This window comes from Bradyrhizobium sp. SZCCHNR2028, from assembly GCF_032380995.1.
GTDB lineage: Bacteria > Pseudomonadota > Alphaproteobacteria > Rhizobiales > Xanthobacteraceae > Bradyrhizobium.
Genome location: NZ_JAUHJF010000036.1, coordinates 1 through 18,498, shown reverse-complemented (window position 1 = coordinate 18,498; position 18,498 = coordinate 1). Strand labels below are relative to the sequence as shown.

The window sequence follows — 18,498 nt, the reverse complement described above, 5'->3', positions numbered from 1 at the left end:
ACGATGTCCAAGGACAAACTACTTCCCTCAGCCCCACGCGCGTCGCGCCGTGGTTTCCTGACTGCAGCCGGCGGTCTTGCCGCCACGGCGCTGGCCTCGCAGGCGCGTGCCGGCGCCGGCAATCCCGCCAACCAGCCGCCGAACGTGCCGGAATGGACGCGGACCCTCGGCGAGGGCGTCGCTGTGCGCCCCTATGGCAAGCCGTCGAAGTTCGAGAAGGACGTCGTCCGCCGCGACGTCGAATGGCTGACGGCTTCGCGCGAATCCTCGGTCAGCTTCACGCCGCTGCATGAGCTCGAAGGCATCATCACGCCGAATGGGCTGTGCTTCGAGCGCCATCACGGCGGCGTGGCCGACGTCGATCCGGCCGATCACCGGTTGATGATCCACGGCCTGGTCGAGCGGCCGCTGCTGCTGACGCTCGACGAGCTCAAGCGCTACCCGCGCGTCAACCGCATCCACTTCATGGAATGCGCGGCCAACTCCGGCATGGAGTGGCGCGGCGCCCAGCTCAATGGCTGCCAGTTCACGCATGGCATGATCCACTGCGTGCAATATACCGGCGTCTCGCTGCGCACGCTGCTGGAGGAGGCCGGCGTCAAGACCTACGGCAAATGGCTGCTGGTGGAGGGCGCCGACTCCGCGTCGATGGATCGCAGCCTGCCGATCGAGAAGGCGCTCGACGACTGCATCATTGCCTACAAGATGAATGGCGAGGCGCTGTATCCCGAGCAGGGCTATCCGATGCGCCTGGTGGTGCCGGGATGGCAGGGCAATCTCTGGGTCAAATGGCTGCGCCGCATCAAGGTCGGTGACCAGCCCTGGCATACCCGCGAGGAAACCTCGAAATACACGGACCTTTTGCCGAATGGCAAGGCGCGGCGCTTCACCTGGGCGATGGATGCCAAGTCGGTGATCACCAGCCCGAGCCCGCAGGCGCCGATCAAGCACGGCAAGGGCTTTACGATCGTCTCAGGGCTGGCGTGGTCGGGCAACGGCAAGGTCAGGCGCGTCGACGTCTCGCTCGATGGTGGCCGCAACTGGTGGCCGGCGCGGATCGACGGCCCGGTGCTCGACAAGGCGCTGACCCGGTTCTACTACGAGTTCGACTGGAACGGCGAGCCGCTGCTGCTGCAGTCGCGGGTGCAGGACGAGACCGGCTACGTCCAGCCGTCCAAGGCCGAGCTGCGCAAGGTCCGCGGCTACAACTCCATCTATCACAACAATGGCATCCAGACCTGGCACGTGCAGGCAAACGGTGAGGTCGAGAATGTTGAGGTCGCCTAAGCTCCTCATTGCCGCCGCGGCGCTGGCAACGCTTGCGGGCTCGGTGGCATTCGCCGGCGGTCCGAGCGAGAAGATCGAGGCCAAAACCGAGGCCAAGCCGCCGCAGCGCTTCAACATCGGCCGCGCGCCGAGCGCCGAGGAGATCCGCGGCTGGGATATCGACGTGCGTCCGGACGGGCAGGGGCTGCCAGTCGGCAAGGGCACCGTCGCCCAGGGCGAGAAGCTGTTCATGGACAATTGCGCCAGTTGCCATGGCGAATTCGGCGAGGGTGCCGGCCGCTGGCCGGTGCTCGCCGGCGGCAAGGGATCGCTGACATCAGACAATCCGGTCAAGACGGTCGGCTCCTACTGGCCCTACGCCTCGACGCTGTTCGACTACGTCCGCCACGCGATGCCGTTCGGCAGCCCGCAGTCGCTGAAGGTCGACGAGTACTACGCGCTGGTCGCCTATGTGCTCTATCTGAACGACGTGATCACCGATCAGAACTTCGAGTTGAGCAACAGCAATCTCGCCACGATCAAGATGCCGAACGAGGGCGGGTTCATCATGGATGACCGGAGCACGAGCGAGAAGGCGTTCTGGCAGAAGGATCCGTGCATGAAGAACTGCATCGCGCCGGTCAAGATCACCGGACGCGCGACAGCGGTCGACGTCACGCCGGAAGACAAGGACGGCAAGCCGCGAGGCGTCGAGTGAGGATTGCCGGATGCAGCCGCCGCCAGATGCTGTTGGCGGCCGCATCCGTCGCCCTGGCCGGAAGCGGGGTTGCGTCCATCGCCACTGCAGCCGAGCCACACAGGCTCGCGTTGCAGATCAGCGACGAGGATCCGGCCAAGATGCGTGCGGTGCTCGACGTGGCCGCGAATGTCTCCCGCCACTATTCGGGCGAGGGCGCGGAGGTCGAGATCGTAATCGTCGCGTTCAATGGCGGCCTCGACATGCTGCTGGCCGACCGCTCGCCGGTAAAGGAGCGGGTGCTCGGCTTCGCCAAGTCGATGCCCAATGTGAGCTTCATCGCCTGCGGCAATACCTTGGAGACGCTCGCGAGCAAGGAGGGACGGCAGCCGCCTCTGCTCGACGGTGTCACGGTCGTCAAGACCGGGGTCGCGACCCTGCTGGAGCTGTCCGAGAAAAACTGGACGATCGTGCGTCCCTGAGGAATTTGCGATGCGGTGGTGGCTCGCTCTTGTCGTCTCGTTCATTGCGTCGATCGCCTTCGCAGCCGAGGAGCCGCGCGAGCTCACGATCGGCGGGCGTACGGCGCTCGGCACGCTGCGGCTGCCGGCGCAGTCGGGACCGGGTGTGCCGCTGGTGCTGATGACGCACGGCACGCTCGCGCACAAGGACATGGAGACCATCCAGGGTCTGTCCAAGGCGTTGGCCGAGCGGGGCATCGCCTCGCTCGCGCACAATCTCGTGCTCGGTCTCGATCGCCGCACCGGCATGTACGATTGCGCCAAGCCCCATGACTATGTGACGGACGATGCTGTCGTGGAGATCGCCGCCTGGCTGAGCGAAGCGCGCAAGACGTCGTCGCACGTCTTCGTGCTCGGACATTCGCGCGGCGCCAATCAGCTCGCGCGCTATCTGGCCGCCAATCCCAAAGCGGCGGTCGACGGTGCGATCCTGCTGGCGCCGGCGACGGCGAGCATCGAGGCCGGTTTGAGAGACGCCTATGCGGAGAGCTACGGTCAGCGATTGGCGCCGCTGCTCGACAAGGCTGAGGCTGCGATCGCCGCCGGGCGCGGCGGTGATTGGATGTCGGTGCCGGGCTTCATCTATTGCCGCGATGCCAAGGTGACGGCGCGCGCATTCGCAGCATTCTATCGCGCCGACCGGCGCCAGGATACGGCGGCGCTGATCGCCGATGTGAGCCTGCCGGTTCTGGTGCTTGCGGCAGCGCAAGACAAGACGGTACCGGACGTGGCAGCGTCGTTCGCGCCGCTGGCGTCACGCGCCGGCAGCCGTGTCCGACTGGAGACGATTGACGACGCAGATCACTTCTTTCGCGATCTCGCCGCCGAGGATGCCGCTGATCGCATCGCAGGATTCATTGCAGCCGCGCGTTAGGAGCCACCATGGAACGTCGATCTTTGATGCAAGCCGGTCTTGCCGGCCTGTTTGGAATCTTCGGTGTCAGCAGCGCACGCGCGGCGACGGAATCTCCGCGCCAGCGCGTCGCCTATCATCTCGCCGATCAGGACCGCGCCCTGTTCGTTCTCGGCAACCTCCAGAATCACGTCGATGGCACCGGAGGACCTGGACGCGCAGACATTCGCCTGGTGATCCACGGTCCGGGCTTGCGGGCCTTTCATGCGATTTCGGCCGACCAGACCATCTCGGCTCTGGCCGAGCGCCTCATGAAGGCCGGCGTCGGCTTCGAGGCCTGTGCCAATACCATGAAGGCGCAGGGTGTGAAGCTCGACGATCTCTTGCCAGGCTTCGCGGTGGCGGAGAAGGGCGGCGTCGTGCGCCTCACCGAGCTGCAGCAGAGTGGATACGCCTATCTGCGCCCGTGACGGGCGCATGCGTCCTTGCCAATGCCGCCCGGCATGTTGAGCGGCAGGCCTGAACGACGGGAGCGCCCGTGCTCACCGCATTGATCGACCTTCTGGGTGAGGAGCTGGTGTCGCTGCTGTGCGGGCTCGCGGCCGGCGGCGCGTTCGGCTTCTTCGCCCAGCGCAGCCGCTTCTGCCTGCGGGCGGCCACGGTCGAGTTCGCGCGCGGGCAGGGCGGTCCGCGGCTGGCGGTGTGGCTCCTCACCTTCGCCTCGGCGCTGCTGGGCACCCAGGCGCTGGTGGCGATGGGCCTGCTCGACGTCTCCGAGGCGCGCCAGCTGGCGCAGCAGGGCAGTATTTCCGGCGCGATGATCGGCGGCACCCTGTTCGGCTGCGGCATGATCCTGGCGCGCGGCTGTGCCAGCCGTCTGCTGGTGCTCTCGGCCAACGGCAATTTGCGGGCGCTGCTGTCCGGCCTGATCTTCGCGGTGACGGCGCAGTCCGCCTATCGCGGACTGCTCGCGCCGGCGCGCGAGTGGCTCACCAATCTTTGGCTGGTCGACGGCGGACCGTCGCGCGACATCATGAGCCTGTTCGGCGGCGGCACGCCCGAGAAGCTCGGTTTCGGCATGCTGTGGTTCCTGGCCGGGCTCGCCGCCGTGTCGAAGTTTCAGGTCGGCCCGAAGATCCTGCGCGCGGCGGTCGCCGCGGGCGCGGCGGTCGCCGGGGGCTGGCTCCTCACCTATCAGCTCGGCCAGGCCTCGTTCTCGCCGGTGCCGCTGAAGAGCCTGACATTCAGCGGTCCTTCGGCGGAGCTGCTGATGCAGGTGCTCGCCAGCCCGCAACTGAAGCCGGGCTTCGATCTCGGCATCATTCCGGGTGTGTTCATCGGCTCGTTCGTTGCGGCCGCGCTGGCGCGTGAACTCAATCTCGAAGGCTTCTCGGATGGACGCGGCATGCGCCGTTACATGATCGGCGCTGTCCTGATGGGATTCGGCGCGATGCTGGCGGGCGGCTGCGCCGTAGGCGCCGGCGTGACGGGGGCATCGGTGTTTGCGCTCACAGCGTGGATCGTGCTCGGTGGCATGTGGTTGGGTGCGGCCGTCACCGATTTTGTCGTCGACCGCTGGCTGTTCGCCGCCAAGCCGGCGCAGAGCCCGGTTCAGTCGCCCTCCGTCATGCCTTCATGAGACATCTTGCGGAAGCGAGCCTGCTTCTGCTGAGCGGCATTGAAAATGCAGCGTCAAAGAGCAGCATCCATGAATCTCCGGGACCTGTCTGTCACAGGCTCGTCGACGCCTGGCGTGTCGGCGCACTCCAGGCCTCTGACAAAAACATTGTCTGATCAGATCGGATCGAACCCGAAGACACGTGTCTTTGCGTCGTTCACGCCGGAGCGCGGATCGCGTGGTCCGCGGGTCGACCACAGGAGATGCGCGCCGAACAGGGCGTTCGGACCATCGCGCCCGAACATGACGTTGGTAGATCCCAGTCTCGAGATCCCGCTCGTTAACCAATTTGCGAAGGTGGAGTGTTACCGTCGCGAGGGGTACGGCGCAATCATGCGGCGGACCGATACGAATCGCCGGGACTACGAAAGGCACGCGAGATGACGCAACTCTCCATTCGAGCAAAAATGGCGGCCGTCATTGCGCTGCTGCTGCTGGCGATGACCATCGTCGGATTGCTGGCCGTCCGCGGCATGCAGACAATCAACACGCATACCGAACAGATCGCCAAGAACTGGCTGCCGAGCGTGCGCGTGCTCGGCGAGTTGCGTTCGGCGATCAATCTCAATCGGGCGCAGCTCCGAGCCTACATGATGGCTGATACGACTGAGGAGAAGGACAATCTCGACCGCAACATGAAGGCAACGCTCGCCGTCATTGCGACGGCGCGCCGCTCCTATGAGGCGATGATCTCGTCTTCCGAGGAGCGCAGCCTGTTCGAGAGCTGGTCGCGGGGCTGGAAGCAATATGTCAAGGCTGCCGATGGTGTGCTCGAGGTGCTGCGCGCAGGGAACGGCAATGCGACCAAGCAGGCAAGCGATCTGTTCAACAAGACGGTCCGGGGCGTCGCCAATCAGTCGGACGAATATCTTCGAAAGCTGATTGACCTCAACAATCGTGGCGCCGACGCCGAGACGAAGATCGCCGCGGATGGCTATGCCGAGGCATTTGCATTGATGTCGACGGTCATCGTCCTTGCCGTTCTCGCCGGCATCGGCGTCGGAAGCTGGTTCGTTCGCGATATTTCCCGGTGCATCGCTTCCATCATCAGGCCGATGCAGGCGCTCGGTGAGGGCAACCTGGCGACGGAGATCCCCTATCGCGGCCAGAAGACCGAAGTAGGCATGATGGCGGACGCCCTGGAGGTCTTCAAGACCGCCTTGATCGCGAAGAAGCAGGCCGACGATATCGCTTCGAAAGAGGCAGAGGTGAAACTGGAACGCAGCCGGCGGCTTGACGAGATCACTGGCCGCTTCGAGGCCGTGGTCGGCGAGATCGTCGACACCGTGTCCACGGCATCGAGCACATTGGAGGGTCACGCCGGCGGGCTCAGCAACACGGCGAGCCGCGCACAGAACCTGGCCACATCCGTCACCGCGGCTTCCGAGGAAGCCTGCGCCAATGTGCAGTCGGTGGCATCTGCGACCGAGGAGCTCTCCGCGTCCGTCAACGAGATCAGCAGGCAAGTCCAGGATTCGGCCCAGATGGCCAATGAGGCGGTGGCGCAGGCCCGCAAGACCAATGAACAGGTCAGCGAGCTTTCGAAGTCCGCTGCCCGCATCGGCGACGTCGTCGAGCTGATCAATACGATTGCCGGGCAGACCAATCTGCTCGCGCTGAATGCAACGATCGAGGCCGCACGCGCCGGCGAGGCCGGCCGTGGATTTGCGGTGGTCGCATCCGAGGTCAAGGCGCTGGCCGAGCAGACGGCGAAGGCCACCGGCGAGATCGGCCAGCAGATCTCCGGCATCCAGTCCGCCACCCAGCAATCGGTCGGTGCCATCCGCGACATCAGCATCACCATCGAGAAATTGCAGGAGATTTCGTCGACGATCGCATCGGCCGTGGAGCAGCAGGGCGCCGCCACGCAGGAGATCTCGCGCAACGTCCAGCACGCGGCGGCGGGAACGCAGCAGGTCTCAGCCAACGTTGCGGATGTGCAGCGCGGCGCCGTCGATACCGGAACCGCGGCTTCCCAGGTTCTGTCCGCCGCGAAATCGTTGGCCGACGACAGTGCCAGACTGAGCATGGAAGTGAAGAAGTTCATCGCCGGCGTGAGAGCCGCCTAGGGTTCGTAGCGACTGAGAGCCGCGCAGATCCGATCTCGCCGCCATTTCGGCCGGCCCGCGTCGGGTGTGCTGACAGGTGCGCCGGCCACGCTGCCATCGCTTCTGCGGTGGCCTGCGAGCCTCATCTCGAGGATCTTTCGCGCGGCCGCGGCAAGCTGCGTTACCGAATCGCGTGGTGACGATGGGCTTGCGAGGCCCGCGCCGACATGAACAGAGCGTGGGGTCGCGGCGGATCATGCTCCGCCGCGGCTTGCGCGGGGCTGCCGTCCCCGAGTTCGTCAGTGCCGCTGTTTCCTCGCAGCTAGGCTGCCGCAGAGCCCCGCCTTTTCACCTCACCCGTCGGCAGCGGCTGAATTATAATTGCAGAAATTCGAATATATGCATATAGTAACGTAAGTCGGTCGCGGCGCTGGGCCGCGTCAGCAGGGAGGACCCGTCGTGGCAATGATGAACGACGTCATGGTCAAGGATCTGGGCAAGTCCAAGCGCATCGACTGGTCGCCCTATCTGGTCGGCGCCGGCATCGGCGTCCTCAGCTGGGTGGCCTTTGCCGGGTTCGGCGACCCGCTCGGCGTCACGACGGCGTTTTCGCGCATCGCATCGCTGTTTGCCGCGCCGGTGATCGGATCCGACGCCGTCGCCGCCAACAGCTATTGGAAGTCGATGCCGTTGAAATGGGACTATGGCGTCTGGTTCCTGGTCGGCATTCCGTTTGGCGCATTCCTGTCGGCGATCATCTCCGGCACGTGGCGCCTCGAACTGGTACCGGAGGTCTGGAAGGAGCGCTTTGGCCCGTCTGTGGTCAAGCGCTTCGTGGCCGCGTTTCTCGGCGGCATCGTCATCATGTATGGCGCGCGTCTGGCCGGCGGCTGCACCAGCGGACACGGCATCTCCGGCGGTCTGCAATTGGCGCTGTCGAGCTGGCTGTTCCTCGCCGTGATGTTCGCGACCGGCCTTCTGGCGTCGCGCGTCATGTTTCGCAAAGCATAGGAGAATGGCCATGACGTCATTGATGAGCATCGCCGGCCCGCTGCTGATGGGCGCCGTGTTCGGCTATCTGCTGCAGCAGGGCAAGGTCACGAGCTGCAACGTGATCGAGAACCAGTTCCGGCTGCGCGACTTCACCGTGCTGAAGGTGATGGGCACGGCGATCGTGGTCGGCGGCGTCGGCGTTCTGCTGCTGGTCGATACCGGCAACACCAAATATTACGTCAAGGACGCCAACATGCTCGCGGTCGCGCTCGGCGCGGCGCTGTTCGGCGTCGGCATGGTGGTCTACGGCTACTGCCCGGGCACCGCGCTCGGCGCCATCGCCAGCGGCAGCGTGCATGCCGCAGTCGGCGCTTTCGGCATGATTGTCGGCGCGATCCTCTATGCGCTGAGCTTCGACTGGGTGAAGGCTCACGTCCTGAATGTTTGGGCGCTCGGCAAGGTGCGGCTACCCGACATCACCGGCGTGCCGGATGGCGCCTGGTTCGCCGCGCTCGCGATCGGCGCAGGTGCGTTCTTCTTCTGGGTCGAAGCATCCGAGGCCAAGGCGAAGCGGACACAGGGGTAGGCGGAGTCGCCTGAGTGCCCCCTATGTCAATCAGTGAGAGGTTCCTCCCATGCTATCAGGACTGTTCAGCAAGCTGACCGGATCGACGAGTGTGCCGGCGATCGAGCATGACGAGCTGGTGCGGGCGCATCAGCAGCGGAGCTGCGTCATCGTCGACGTGCGCGAGCCGCATGAGTTCAAGGGCGGACACATTCCCGGCGCCGTCAATCACCCGCTGTCGCGTTTCGACCCGGGCGACCTCGTGCACGACAAGCCGGTGGTTCTGATCTGTCAGGCTGGCGGCCGCTCGGCCACCGCGCTGCGGCGGGCGCTGTCGGCGGGGCGGCAGGATATCCGCCACTATGCCGGCGGCATGAGCTGCTGGCGGGCGCGCGGCGGTCCTGTCGCCTGAACGCGCCCTGTCCGACAGATCCGACCTTCTGCTCTGTCAGGACGTTCCGAACGGATCTGTTCTGGTTGAGATGAAATGACCTGCAACCAGCGTGGGTTGCGGCAGGTTAAGAGCAAAGTGTGCGGCGGAAAGCTTCGATAGCCGTTCTCGCCCGCAGCAGCTAATTTGTTGTTGGTCCACTCCATTGGTTGAATCGTTCAGGAATAATTAGTTGCAACGCTGCAATACTCGAACACCGGTCGACGTTCGAGGATTGCATGTTGAAGCTTGTTGGCTTGAGAACCCGGATCACCCTTTCTCTGGTGATCGGCGCGGCCGCGACGGCCCTCTTCGTGCTGCTGGTCGCCATGTGGATCATCGGCGGCATCATCGACCGCGCCAATGAGCGCGAGCTCCACGCCCAATATGACGCCTTCAATTCGCGCCTGCAGCTGGAGTCGACCCGCGCGGAAGCCATGAGCGCGGTGGTCGCCAAGATCCCCGCCGTCCAGGACGCCATGGCGCAGAACGACCGCGACGCCTTGATGCGGCTGTTCGGCGCGGGCATGGCCAGCATGAAGTCCGATTACGGTGTCGACCAGTTTCAGTTTCACACGCCGCCGGCGATGTCCTTCCTGCGCGTGCACCAGCCGGCCAAGTTCGGCGACGATCTGTCGGGCTTCCGCAAGACGGTGGTGGCCGCCAACACCGACCGCAAGCCGATCGTCGGGCTGGAGGGCGGCGTTGCCGGCCTCGGCCTCCGCGGCGTCGTACCGATCGTTTCCGCCGGCAAACATCTGGGCTCGGTCGAGTTCGGCCTGACCTTTGGCCAAAACTTCTTCGACGAGTTCAAGCGCAGCCGGAATGTCGACGTCGCGTTCCGCCTGGCTGGCGACAACGGCTTCAAGCTGTTCGCGACAACGATCGGGGAGACCTCCTTCTTCGCAAGCGGCGACTATCGGGAAGCATCGGCCGGCAGCTTCCTGTCGCGCCAAGGACAGCTCAAAGGCGTTCCGGTGGTCGCGCTGCTGGGCCCGATCAAGGATTTCTCCGGCAAGCCGATCGGCGCCGTCGAGATCATCATGGACAACAGCGAGTTCATCCAGGCCCGCAATCGCGCCGGGGCGTTGGCGATCGGGATGACGCTGGCCGGCCTCGTGCTGATCGCGCTCGCCGGGCTGTTGATCGCGCGCAGCATCTCCCGCCCGATCGTCCAGATGACGAGCGCCATGCGCGAGCTCGCCGATGGCAACCTGGACGTCAGCGTCCCGGCCGACTGGCGCAAGGACGAGGTTGGACAGATGGCGCGCGCCGTTTCGGTCTTCAGGGACAACGCCATCCGGATGAGGGATCTGCAGGCGGAGCAGGAGAAGGCCCAGGCTCGTGCCGAGGAGGATCGGCGCCGCATGCTGATGGAGGTGGCCGATGGCTTTGAGGCCAGCGTCCGCGGCCTTGTCGACGCAGTGTCGGCTGCGGCCATTGAAATGGAGGCGACCGCTCGTTCGATGTCGGTGACGATCGATCAATCGAAGCAGCAGGCCCTGACGGTGTCGCAGGCGTGCGGCTCCGCATCGGATAATGTCAACACCGTTGCCTCGGCGGCCGAAGAGCTGTCATCCTCGATGAACGAGATCAGCAAGACGCTCGAGCGTGCATCGTCCGTGGTTCGCAAGGCCGCGGACGAAGGGCAGCAATCCAACGACAAGGTGCAGCGGCTCAACGTTGCCGCCATCAAGATCAGCGAGGTCGTCGCACTCATCAACCAGATCGCCAGCCAGACCAATCTGCTGGCGCTGAATGCGACGATCGAGGCCGCGCGCGCCGGCGAGTCGGGCAGGGGATTCGCCGTCGTCGCCAGCGAGGTCAAGACGCTGGCGACCCAGACGGCCAAGGCGACCGAGGAGATTGGTGCTCAGATCGCCGCGGTTCAGGCCGAAACCGCCGCCGCGGTCCAGAGCATCGGTATGATCTGCACCACGATCCAGGAGGTCGACGAGATCTCGACCATCATCGCCTCATCGATCGCGCAGCAGGATGCCGCGACCCGCGAGATCGCCGGCAATGTGAACGTCGTCGCCGGCAAGACCCAGGACGTCACGCGCAACATCGCGGGCGTCACGTCCGGGGTCGTGCAGACCGGCCACGCCGCTAACGAGGTGCTGTCGGCGGCCGGCGAGCTCGCGCAGCAGTCGACCCGGCTGCGCAGCGAGGTCAACCAGTTCCTGGCTCATATCAGAGCGGCCTGACCGGTCGTTGGGTGGCTGAAGTATCAAGCTCGCCGACACGCCGATCGCTCCGGCGTATCCGCCACGGGGGTGATTCCCGTGTCCGACCGGCATGAGCTGTGTCCTGGTGCCGTGGTCTCGAGAGCGCGAGGCGGGGCGGCGCCTCCCGTCCCGTGGCTCACGCCTGCTTCGCGGCCGCCTTCTCGAGCCGCTTCGCCATCACGCGCCAATAGGTGCCCGGCATGAACCGCTGCAGGAGATCCATGAAGCGCGCATCGCCGCCGATCAGGATGCGGGGCTCATTGCGCTCGACGCCCTCGATGATCCGCAACGCGGCATCGCGCGGGCTGGTCCTGGCGAGCCGCTCGAACCGTTCGATGGCCTGCACGCGGCGCGCATTGTCGGTCATGCCCTGGCCGGCGCGGGCATTGCGCGCAATCGCCGTGGCGATGCCGCCGGGATGCACGACCGACAGCCGCACGGGACTGCCGGCGGCTGTGAGTTCGTGACGCAGGCTCTCGGAAAATCCCCGCACCGCGAACTTTGCCGCGGCGTAGGCCGATTGGCCGGGCGGAGCGATGATGCCGAAGATCGAGGACAGGTTGACGACATGCGCTTCGCGCTGGCGCGAAAGATGCGGCAGGAACGCCCGCGTGCCGTGCACGACGCCCCAGAAATTGATGTTGAACAGCCAGTCCATCTCCGCCTGATCGATCTCTGCGAAGCTGCCGAACAATGCCACGCCGGCATTGTTGACGACGATGTTGAGGCCGGGATGCGCGCGGACCGCGTCCTCCGCGAACTGGTTGACTGCAGCGACATCGCTGACGTCCAGCCGGTGCGTGGTCACCTTGCGGCCGCTCGCGGCGAGCTCGGCGGCGAGGCTTGCGAGGCCCGCCTCGTCGCGGTCGGCGAGCGCGAGATCGCAACCGCGCGCCGCCAGCTCCTGCGCCAGCGCACGGCCGATGCCGCTGGCTGCGCCTGTCACGGCGGCAGATGCGCCTCGAATGATCGTCATTGTCGCTTCACTCCCCTGATCGACCGGATCTACGTGCCTGTTCCAATTGCAGCTGGGCTTTCTGCCACTTTTTCTGATTGGAACCGAACCATCCGGCCGTTCAGCTTTTAACTCACATTACTTTACGAGCACACATTCGTGGAGGACCTGCATGGGACAGTCGCAACCTTTCCGTGCCACCGCACTGATCGTGGAAGACGATCTGGCGCAGCGCGAGATGATCACGCTGCTGCTCGAAGAGAGCGAGTACGACGTGATCGCGTGTGAGAGCGCGGAGGCCGCCGAACTCGTCCTGAACAAGCCGGGTCATCGCATCGTGCTGCTGATGACCGACGTCAATCTGGCGGGCCGCATGAACGGGGTCGAGCTTGCCCATCTCGCCAAGGCGCGTCACCCCCACATCAATGTGGTCGTCACCTCCGGCCGGCCGTTGTCGCAGCCGCTGCCGGGCGGCACGAAGTTCTGGAGCAAGCCGTGGGCGCCGCTGGACGTGCTGCGCGAAGCCGAGGTGACGCTCGAGCGCGCGCCCGATATCAGGTGAGGCGTGTTGCGTGGCAACCGCCGACCGGTGGAGACGTAGGATCGGCTAGCGGGTCGAGCTGACTGAGAGCCGGGTGGAAGCCGCGCTCCCACCCGGGAAGTGCAACTACTTCTTCTTGGCAGCCTTCTTGGTCTTCTTCGCAGCTTTCTTGGTGGCCTTTGCGGCCTTCTTCGCCTTCTTCGCCATGGAATCCTCGTCAGGAGTTGATGGATTGCAACGCGACTTCGAGGCTTCGCTGGCGCACGCCAGCCATGCATCAGCCTCGGGTGTCGATCCCAGCAGATTCGCGAAGCTCTGCCTCACGCTGTCACCAGCACGGTTGCGCTTATCCACAGCTCGATGCATTCGCCGGCCAGTTGCGCCGTTGGCACGCAGGTCGTGACAAGGTTAGCGGATCGTAAAAGGTGTCTTCATTGATTCAAAACCAAGGCGCAATCTTGGTTGCGACCTTGAGGAACCGTTAACTGCGCCGCGCCCATGTTGCCGCGAACAACAGGGTAGCTCATGAGCGCGGCGCTATTGAACATCGAGGACAGGAGCTGCGGCGTCCTGCTGTCGGGATGCTGAACGTTCCGACGCTGTGGACCGCCTTCGTGGTCAATTTCCTCGCGCTGGGCCTGATCTGGGCCTACGTGATGCGCAGCTATCCCAATCTGGATTCGGCGCGGTACTGGACGGCGTCTGCGTTCATGTGCGCGCCAGCGGCGACGTTCGCGCTGACGCGGTTCTATTTCGGCTCGTTCGTTCCGCTGCTGGCCGGCGGCTCGCTGATGACCTTCGCGATCTGCCTCGCGGCGATGGGTGTCGAGCGCTTCTATGGCTACAGGGCGTCGTGGCGGCTGAGCTTGACCGTCGTTGCGATGACCTGCGCGTCGATCGCATTCTTTCAATACGTGTACGACCACGGCCCGCTGAGGATCCTATGCTACTCGATCGGGCAGGCGGTCCCCATGGCGATCATCGCGCGGCTGGTGCTGGATGCGAGGCGCGGGCCCGTCAATCCGGGAGCGCGGCTGGCCGGCCTGCTGTCCGTTCTGATCATCGCGGTGTTTGCCGCGCGGTCGATCGGGGCGTTCGTCGGCGCCGATTTCAATTTCAGCCACTCCACCAGCGGCCAGGCGGCCGCGGTGCTGCTGCTGATCTTCCTGTCGATGTCGCTCAACTTCGGCTTCCTGCTGATGGCGGTGGACCGGCTGCGCAACGAGGTCGCCGATCTCGCGCTGCTCGACGATCTCACCGGCGTCGCCAACCGCCGTCACCTGATGCAGCGCCTGAGCGAGGAATGCGCGCGCGCCGAGCGCTCGCGGCGGCCGTTCGCGCTGCTGGTGATCGACCTCGACGGCTTCAAGATCATCAACGACACCTATGGCCATGCCGCCGGCGATGCCTGCCTGCAGCACTTCACGCTGATGGCCCAGACCCGGCTGCGCCCCGGCGACATGCTGGCGCGCACCGGCGGCGACGAATTCTGCATCGTGCTGCCGGCGTCCGCCCTGCGCGAAGGCGCGATGATCGCGCGGCGCATCCTGCAGGTCTGCCGCGACGATGCGGAGGCCTGTGCCGGCGCCGAGGTGCCGATCGAGGTCTCGATCGGCATCGCCGAATGGACCGAGGATGTCGGCGCATTCCCCGACCGGCTGATGGCGCGGGCGGACCAGGCGCTCTATGCCGCCAAGAAGGAGGGCAAGAACCGCTATGCCGTCTTCGCCGGCGACCATGAGACGCCGGCATTGGCGCCGGATCAGATCGAGCCGATGATAGCACCGCCGCGCCGGCAGGATGCCACCGCCGGGTAGCCGGTGCTATCGTTGCCGGCCATGAGGCCGGCTCTGTTCTTCCTCCGCGCAGCGCTCGCGCTGCTTCTCCTTCCTGCGCCGGTCTCGGCCGAGGATCTCACGTCGCTCGCCCGCTCGTCCGGCACGCCGGACATCCCCGGTCTGAAGATGGTCTGGCTGGCGCCGTGGGGCGATCCCGCCCAGGCCCATCCCTGGACCAACATCATCGTCCACCAGACCGAAGGGCCGGCGGGATCGGCGCGATCAGGGGCGCTGGCGCAAGCCAAGAACCCGAAACGGCGCGGCGTCACCGTGTGGGTGGAAACCGACGGCACGGTGTATTGGGCGGTGCCGGAAACCCTGGTGACGCTGCATGGCGACGGCGCCAACCGCAGCGACAACCGCTATATCGACAACGGCCCGACCTATCGCAAGGTCGTGCGCGACAATTCCATCGGCGTGGAGTTCGCCGGCAACTATCCCGACGTCACCCGGCCCGCCACCGAAGCCCAGATCGCCGCGTGGCGCATTCTCTCGAAGCTGCTCCGGCTGCGCTATCAGATCCCGCGGGAGCGGATCTATGCGCACAACTGGATCGACTACAAGGATGCCCGCTATTGCGAGGGCTGTGCGCTCGCCGGGCTCGCCCGCGCTGCGCCGGACTGATCACATAACAAACTGATCGCATAACAAGAAGCCGGCGTCTCCGCCGGCTCCGATCGCATCCAAAGACCACCTTCAAGCCGCAAGCCGCGCCGCTAATGCGCGGCCTCGAGGGCCGCCGCCTCCTGCTTGGCGATGGCGCCCTTGACGGCGGACTGCACCTTCTCGAACGCGCGCACCTCGATCTGGCGCACGCGCTCCCGCGACACGCCAAACTCGGCCGCCAGGTCTTCGAGCGTCATCGGCTCGTCGGCCAGGCGCCGCGCCTCGAAGATGCGGCGCTCGCGCGCGTTGAGCACGCCGATCGCGCCGTTCAGCGCCTGCCTGCGGTGGTCATACTCCTCGTGCTCGGCCATGATGGCTTCCTGGTTGGGCGAGGTATCGACCAGCCAGTCCTGCCATTCGCCCGCTTCGCCGTCGTCGCGGATCGGCGCGTTCAGCGAGGCGTCGCCGCCGAGGCGGCGGTTCATGTCGACCACGTCCTGATCGGTCACGCCGAGGCGCTTCGCGATCAGCTTGACCTGATCCGGATGCAGATCGCCTTCATCCAGCGCCGAGATCTTGCTCTTGGCCTTGCGCAGGTTGAAGAACAGCTTCTTCTGGTTCGCGGTCGTGCCCATCTTCACGAGCGACCACGATCTCAGAATGTACTCTTGTATCGACGCCTTGATCCACCACATGGCGTAGGTGGCGAGGCGAAAGCCCTTCTCGGGCTCGAACCTCTTCACCGCCTGCATCAGGCCGACATTGCCTTCCGAAACGACTTCGGATATCGGCAGGCCGTAGCCGCGATAGCCCATGGCGATCTTGGCCACGAGCCTGAGGTGGCTGGTCACGAGTTTATGCGCTGCGTCGCTGTCGTCATGCTCGCGCCAACGCTTGGCGAGCATGTACTCCTCCTGCGGTTCCAGCATCGGGAACTTGCGGATCTCGGCGAGGTAGCGTGAAAGTCCGGATTCTCCATTGAGAACCGGCAGCGTAGCTGTACGGGCCATCGAGCGCCCTCCAGTTGGTTCAGGCCCCCGATAGCGGCGGGCCAGGCAAAGCGGTCGCTTGGTTAAAGCCGGCCGGTTTGCGACGTTCCATGCGTCGACCATTCGACGCAGGCGCAACATACACCATTTTCGCCCCCCGGTGGAAGGATTCCGGGGGTCACGTCCCCGTGTGGCTGCCATAACCTGTTGGCATGCTTGCGGTTTTCTGAAGGCGCTGCGTCATAGCGCCGCTCGCAGGGCGCTCCTCAACAGCATGAGATCCTCCGGCAGCTCCGATTCCCAGTGCATTATTTCTCCCGTCCGCGGGTGCTCGATGACCAGGAGATAGGCGTGCAGCGCCTGCCGCCCGAGCGCCTCGAGCGCGTCCCGCGCGGCCGGCGCGAGCTGGTTCGCCTTGGTCTTGAAATGCGGGCCATAGACGGCATCGCCGAGCAGCGGATGGCCGAGGTGAGACAGATGCACCCGGATCTGGTGGGTGCGCCCGGTCTCGAGATGGCAGGCGATCAGCGACGCCACCGGCTTGCCGTCGCGGCCGACGAAGCTCTCCTGCACCTCGTAATGGGTGATGGCCTCGCGGCCTTTGGGCCGCACCGCCATCTTGTCGCGGGCATGCGGATGCCGGTCGATGGCTGCGTTGATGGTGCCATGCGGCCGGTGCGGCACGCCCCAGGCGAACGCCAGATAGCCGCGCTCCATCGCGCCGGTGCGGCCGTGATCGGCGAACTGCGCGCTGAGCGAGGCGTGCGCGTGATCGTTCTTCGCCACCACCATCAGGCCGGTGGTGTCCTTGTCCAGCCGGTGCACGATGCCAGGGCGCTTCACCCCGCCGATCCCGGAAAGACTGGCGCCGCAATGTGCGATCAGCGCGTTCACCAGCGTTCCCGTCTCATGCCCTGCGGCGGGGTGCACCACCAGGCCGGCCGGCTTGTCGATGACGACGATGTCGTCGTCCTCGTAGATGATTTTCAGCGGGATCGCCTCGGCCGCGGGCTCGGCCGGCGCCGCTTCCGGCACGTCGATTGTGATCGTGTCGCCGGCGGCGACGTGATAAGCGGGGTCCCGCACCGCCTCCGCGCGGAGGCTGACCTGACCGGCCAGGATCAGCGCCTTCAGCCGCGACCGCGACAGCTCCGGCAGCCGGACCGCGAGCACGCGATCGAGCCGCGGCGAGCCTTCGTCGCCGGCGACCGTGACCGTCATCAGACCGTGGGATTGTGAAGTCGAGATGTCCATGAATTCTACCGTTGCGCCCGAGCCGTCCTCGCCCGAGCAGGCCCAGCTGATGGCGCGGCTGCGGCGCATGATGATGATCGCGGGCGTGACCACCTCGATCGCGATCGCAGTGCTTCTGGTCGCCATCGGCTACCGCCTTTTCCGCGGCGATGGAAGCACAGCTTCGGGCCCGGACCTCACCGCCATGCTGCCCAAGGGCGCCCGCATCGTCGCCACCGGCACCGCCGGCGACCGCCTGGCCGTGACGCTGGACGTCTCCGGCACCACCGAGATCCGCACTTTCGACGCCAAGACCCTCAAACCCACCGGCCGCCTCCGCTTCGCCGTGGAGCCGTAAGGGGCAGGGGCGGTTTCGCCCGCCCATTTTGGCCCATCTCTCTCGACACGGGCAGTCAGCGCCTCCCCCGCCAGCGGGGCGAGACGAGCGAAGCTCGCTCTGAGAGCTCGCATCGCATCGAAAGATGCGATGCGGGTGGGGGAACTCTCTCCACACGCACCGCCGCCCGCCGCGCCCCCACCCCAACCCTCCCCCGCAAGCGGGAGAGGGCGCCCACCGCCGCCTTGGCCGGCTGTTTCCATCCTATGATGGCCGATCCCTTCGCCGCCCGGGCAGTCCACTCCCCTCCCCCTTGCGGGGAGGGGAGGGGGCGGGGGTGGGGGTCCCCACGGGGAAAGACCCTCGAGGCACTCACCCCACAAAATTCCCATCCCCGTCTTGCGGCGCGGCGATTTCGAGGCTATGCGGTTCACCTCACGCTCCCTTCGTCTAGCGGTTAGGACGCGGCCCTCTCAAGGCTGAAACAGGGGTTCGATTCCCCTAGGGAGCGCCATTCCCGGCGCTCAACCCTTCATCTCTAACCTGTACGCGCGGCTCCTCAGCCTCGCGGCGCATTTTCGCGTCCGAGCTTTGCTCTTCGGGACGCCCTTCCGAGAGAAGGGCGCAGGGAAGGCCGGGTGCAGGCCGATCGGGATAGGGGGGAGTCTCGCGACTCCACCCCTCCCACACCACCGTACATACGGATCACGTATACGGCGG

19 protein-coding genes and 1 tRNA gene are annotated in these 18,498 nt (G+C 65.6%); 16 read left to right on the top strand and 4 right to left on the bottom strand.

Going from position 1 to position 18,498, the window contains the following annotated elements:
• The first annotated feature begins 3 nt into the window (after positions 1-3).
• The 11 genes from soxC to QX121_RS30850 all read left to right on the top strand — a co-directional run bounded on the left by soxC (position 4) and on the right by QX121_RS30850 (position 11,258).
• A complete protein-coding gene (soxC, locus tag QX121_RS30900) occupies positions 4-1,287 on the top strand; it encodes a sulfite dehydrogenase (protein WP_315813832.1) in 1,284 nt (427 codons plus the stop codon).
• On the top strand, positions 1,226-1,984 hold the full coding sequence (locus tag QX121_RS30895) for a cytochrome c (protein WP_315795668.1): 759 nt from the start codon (positions 1,226-1,228) through the stop codon (positions 1,982-1,984). The genes soxC and QX121_RS30895 overlap by 62 nt, the downstream gene beginning before the upstream one ends.
• A gap of 26 nt (positions 1,985-2,010) precedes the next feature.
• Positions 2,011-2,445 (top strand): hypothetical protein, encoded by a 435-nt coding sequence (locus QX121_RS30890; RefSeq protein ID WP_315718331.1) that lies wholly within the window; start codon positions 2,011-2,013, stop codon positions 2,443-2,445.
• A gap of 10 nt (positions 2,446-2,455) precedes the next feature.
• On the top strand, positions 2,456-3,358 hold the full coding sequence (locus QX121_RS30885; protein WP_315813831.1) for an alpha/beta hydrolase: 903 nt from the start codon (positions 2,456-2,458) through the stop codon (positions 3,356-3,358).
• 8 nt (positions 3,359-3,366) lie between these two features.
• Positions 3,367-3,807, top strand: coding sequence for a DsrE family protein (locus QX121_RS30880; RefSeq protein ID WP_409978004.1), 441 nt, complete (start codon positions 3,367-3,369; stop codon positions 3,805-3,807).
• A gap of 68 nt (positions 3,808-3,875) precedes the next feature.
• Positions 3,876-4,976 (top strand): YeeE/YedE family protein, encoded by a 1,101-nt coding sequence (locus QX121_RS30875; RefSeq protein WP_315783131.1) that lies wholly within the window; start codon positions 3,876-3,878, stop codon positions 4,974-4,976.
• A 419-nt stretch (positions 4,977-5,395) separates the two neighbouring features.
• Complete coding sequence (locus QX121_RS30870) at positions 5,396-7,084, top strand: methyl-accepting chemotaxis protein (RefSeq protein WP_315813830.1); 1,689 nt, start codon at positions 5,396-5,398, stop codon at positions 7,082-7,084.
• A gap of 447 nt (positions 7,085-7,531) precedes the next feature.
• Positions 7,532-8,074 (top strand): YeeE/YedE thiosulfate transporter family protein, encoded by a 543-nt coding sequence (locus QX121_RS30865; protein ID WP_315756100.1) that lies wholly within the window; start codon positions 7,532-7,534, stop codon positions 8,072-8,074.
• Positions 8,075-8,084: 10 nt separating this feature from the next.
• Positions 8,085-8,642: a YeeE/YedE thiosulfate transporter family protein gene (locus tag QX121_RS30860; RefSeq protein ID WP_315813829.1), complete on the top strand. Its 558-nt coding sequence runs from the start codon at positions 8,085-8,087 to the stop codon at positions 8,640-8,642.
• A gap of 49 nt (positions 8,643-8,691) precedes the next feature.
• The gene (locus tag QX121_RS30855) at positions 8,692-9,033 is read left to right on the top strand and encodes a rhodanese-like domain-containing protein (protein WP_315813828.1); all 342 of its coding nucleotides are present in this window, start codon (positions 8,692-8,694) and stop codon (positions 9,031-9,033) included.
• A 257-nt stretch (positions 9,034-9,290) separates the two neighbouring features.
• A complete protein-coding gene (locus QX121_RS30850; protein WP_315813827.1) occupies positions 9,291-11,258 on the top strand; it encodes a methyl-accepting chemotaxis protein in 1,968 nt (655 codons plus the stop codon).
• 157 nt (positions 11,259-11,415) lie between these two features.
• On the opposite strand, the gene QX121_RS30845 is transcribed toward QX121_RS30850, so the two are convergent.
• A complete protein-coding gene (locus QX121_RS30845; protein ID WP_315813826.1) occupies positions 11,416-12,255 on the bottom strand; it encodes an SDR family oxidoreductase in 840 nt (279 codons plus the stop codon).
• Positions 12,256-12,406: 151 nt separating this feature from the next.
• Between QX121_RS30845 and QX121_RS30840 the strand changes: the two genes are divergently transcribed.
• Positions 12,407-12,796 carry a response regulator gene (locus QX121_RS30840; RefSeq protein ID WP_315778335.1) on the top strand — a complete coding sequence of 130 codons (390 nt, stop codon included), beginning with the start codon at positions 12,407-12,409 and terminating at the stop codon, positions 12,794-12,796.
• A gap of 105 nt (positions 12,797-12,901) precedes the next feature.
• Here the strand turns inward: QX121_RS30840 and QX121_RS30835 are convergent, their stop codons facing one another.
• A complete protein-coding gene (locus QX121_RS30835; protein ID WP_315813825.1) occupies positions 12,902-13,099 on the bottom strand; it encodes a hypothetical protein in 198 nt (65 codons plus the stop codon).
• Positions 13,100-13,356: 257 nt separating this feature from the next.
• Here QX121_RS30835 and QX121_RS30830 point away from each other — a divergent pair, with 257 nt between their 5' ends.
• Both QX121_RS30830 and QX121_RS30825 read left to right on the top strand, forming a co-directional pair.
• On the top strand, positions 13,357-14,592 hold the full coding sequence (locus QX121_RS30830; protein WP_315813824.1) for a GGDEF domain-containing protein: 1,236 nt from the start codon (positions 13,357-13,359) through the stop codon (positions 14,590-14,592).
• Between the two features lie 21 nt (positions 14,593-14,613).
• Positions 14,614-15,237 carry a peptidoglycan recognition family protein gene (locus QX121_RS30825; protein WP_315813823.1) on the top strand — a complete coding sequence of 208 codons (624 nt, stop codon included), beginning with the start codon at positions 14,614-14,616 and terminating at the stop codon, positions 15,235-15,237.
• Between the two features lie 92 nt (positions 15,238-15,329).
• Here the strand turns inward: QX121_RS30825 and rpoH are convergent, their stop codons facing one another.
• Together rpoH and QX121_RS30815 are read right to left on the bottom strand one after the other, a co-directional pair.
• Entirely contained in the window at positions 15,330-16,229 is a 900-nt protein-coding gene (gene rpoH, locus QX121_RS30820) for an RNA polymerase sigma factor RpoH (protein ID WP_315737032.1), read from the bottom strand.
• Positions 16,230-16,448: 219 nt separating this feature from the next.
• Positions 16,449-17,429, bottom strand: a complete 981-nt coding sequence (locus QX121_RS30815) for an RluA family pseudouridine synthase (protein ID WP_315813842.1) — start codon at positions 17,427-17,429, stop codon at positions 16,449-16,451.
• A gap of 31 nt (positions 17,430-17,460) precedes the next feature.
• Here QX121_RS30815 and QX121_RS30810 point away from each other — a divergent pair, with 31 nt between their 5' ends.
• Both QX121_RS30810 and QX121_RS30805 read left to right on the top strand, forming a co-directional pair.
• Entirely contained in the window at positions 17,461-17,799 is a 339-nt protein-coding gene (locus tag QX121_RS30810) for a hypothetical protein (RefSeq protein WP_315778338.1), read from the top strand.
• A gap of 418 nt (positions 17,800-18,217) precedes the next feature.
• Positions 18,218-18,292, top strand: a tRNA-Glu gene (locus QX121_RS30805).
• The last annotated feature ends 206 nt before the right edge of the window (positions 18,293-18,498 follow it).

Coding starts and splice junctions, on each gene's coding strand:
- QX121_RS30815 (WP_315813842.1), bottom strand. CDS start 17,429: ATGACGGTCACGGTCGCCGGCGACGAAGGCTCGCCGCGGCTCGATCGC.
- QX121_RS30865 (WP_315756100.1), top strand. CDS start 7,532: ATGAACGACGTCATGGTCAAGGATCTGGGCAAGTCCAAGCGCATCGAC.
- QX121_RS30860 (WP_315813829.1), top strand. CDS start 8,085: ATGACGTCATTGATGAGCATCGCCGGCCCGCTGCTGATGGGCGCCGTG.
- QX121_RS30870 (WP_315813830.1), top strand. CDS start 5,396: ATGACGCAACTCTCCATTCGAGCAAAAATGGCGGCCGTCATTGCGCTG.
- QX121_RS30880 (WP_409978004.1), top strand. CDS start 3,367: ATGGAACGTCGATCTTTGATGCAAGCCGGTCTTGCCGGCCTGTTTGGA.
- QX121_RS30890 (WP_315718331.1), top strand. CDS start 2,011: ATGCTGTTGGCGGCCGCATCCGTCGCCCTGGCCGGAAGCGGGGTTGCG.
- QX121_RS30840 (WP_315778335.1), top strand. CDS start 12,407: ATGGGACAGTCGCAACCTTTCCGTGCCACCGCACTGATCGTGGAAGAC.
- QX121_RS30850 (WP_315813827.1), top strand. CDS start 9,291: ATGTTGAAGCTTGTTGGCTTGAGAACCCGGATCACCCTTTCTCTGGTG.
- QX121_RS30895 (WP_315795668.1), top strand. CDS start 1,226: ATGGCATCCAGACCTGGCACGTGCAGGCAAACGGTGAGGTCGAGAATG.
- QX121_RS30885 (WP_315813831.1), top strand. CDS start 2,456: ATGCGGTGGTGGCTCGCTCTTGTCGTCTCGTTCATTGCGTCGATCGCC.
- soxC (WP_315813832.1), top strand. CDS start 4: ATGTCCAAGGACAAACTACTTCCCTCAGCCCCACGCGCGTCGCGCCGT.
- QX121_RS30825 (WP_315813823.1), top strand. CDS start 14,614: ATGAGGCCGGCTCTGTTCTTCCTCCGCGCAGCGCTCGCGCTGCTTCTC.
- rpoH (WP_315737032.1), bottom strand. CDS start 16,229: ATGGCCCGTACAGCTACGCTGCCGGTTCTCAATGGAGAATCCGGACTT.
- QX121_RS30810 (WP_315778338.1), top strand. CDS start 17,461: ATGAATTCTACCGTTGCGCCCGAGCCGTCCTCGCCCGAGCAGGCCCAG.
- QX121_RS30855 (WP_315813828.1), top strand. CDS start 8,692: ATGCTATCAGGACTGTTCAGCAAGCTGACCGGATCGACGAGTGTGCCG.
- QX121_RS30830 (WP_315813824.1), top strand. CDS start 13,357: ATGCTGAACGTTCCGACGCTGTGGACCGCCTTCGTGGTCAATTTCCTC.
- QX121_RS30845 (WP_315813826.1), bottom strand. CDS start 12,255: ATGACGATCATTCGAGGCGCATCTGCCGCCGTGACAGGCGCAGCCAGC.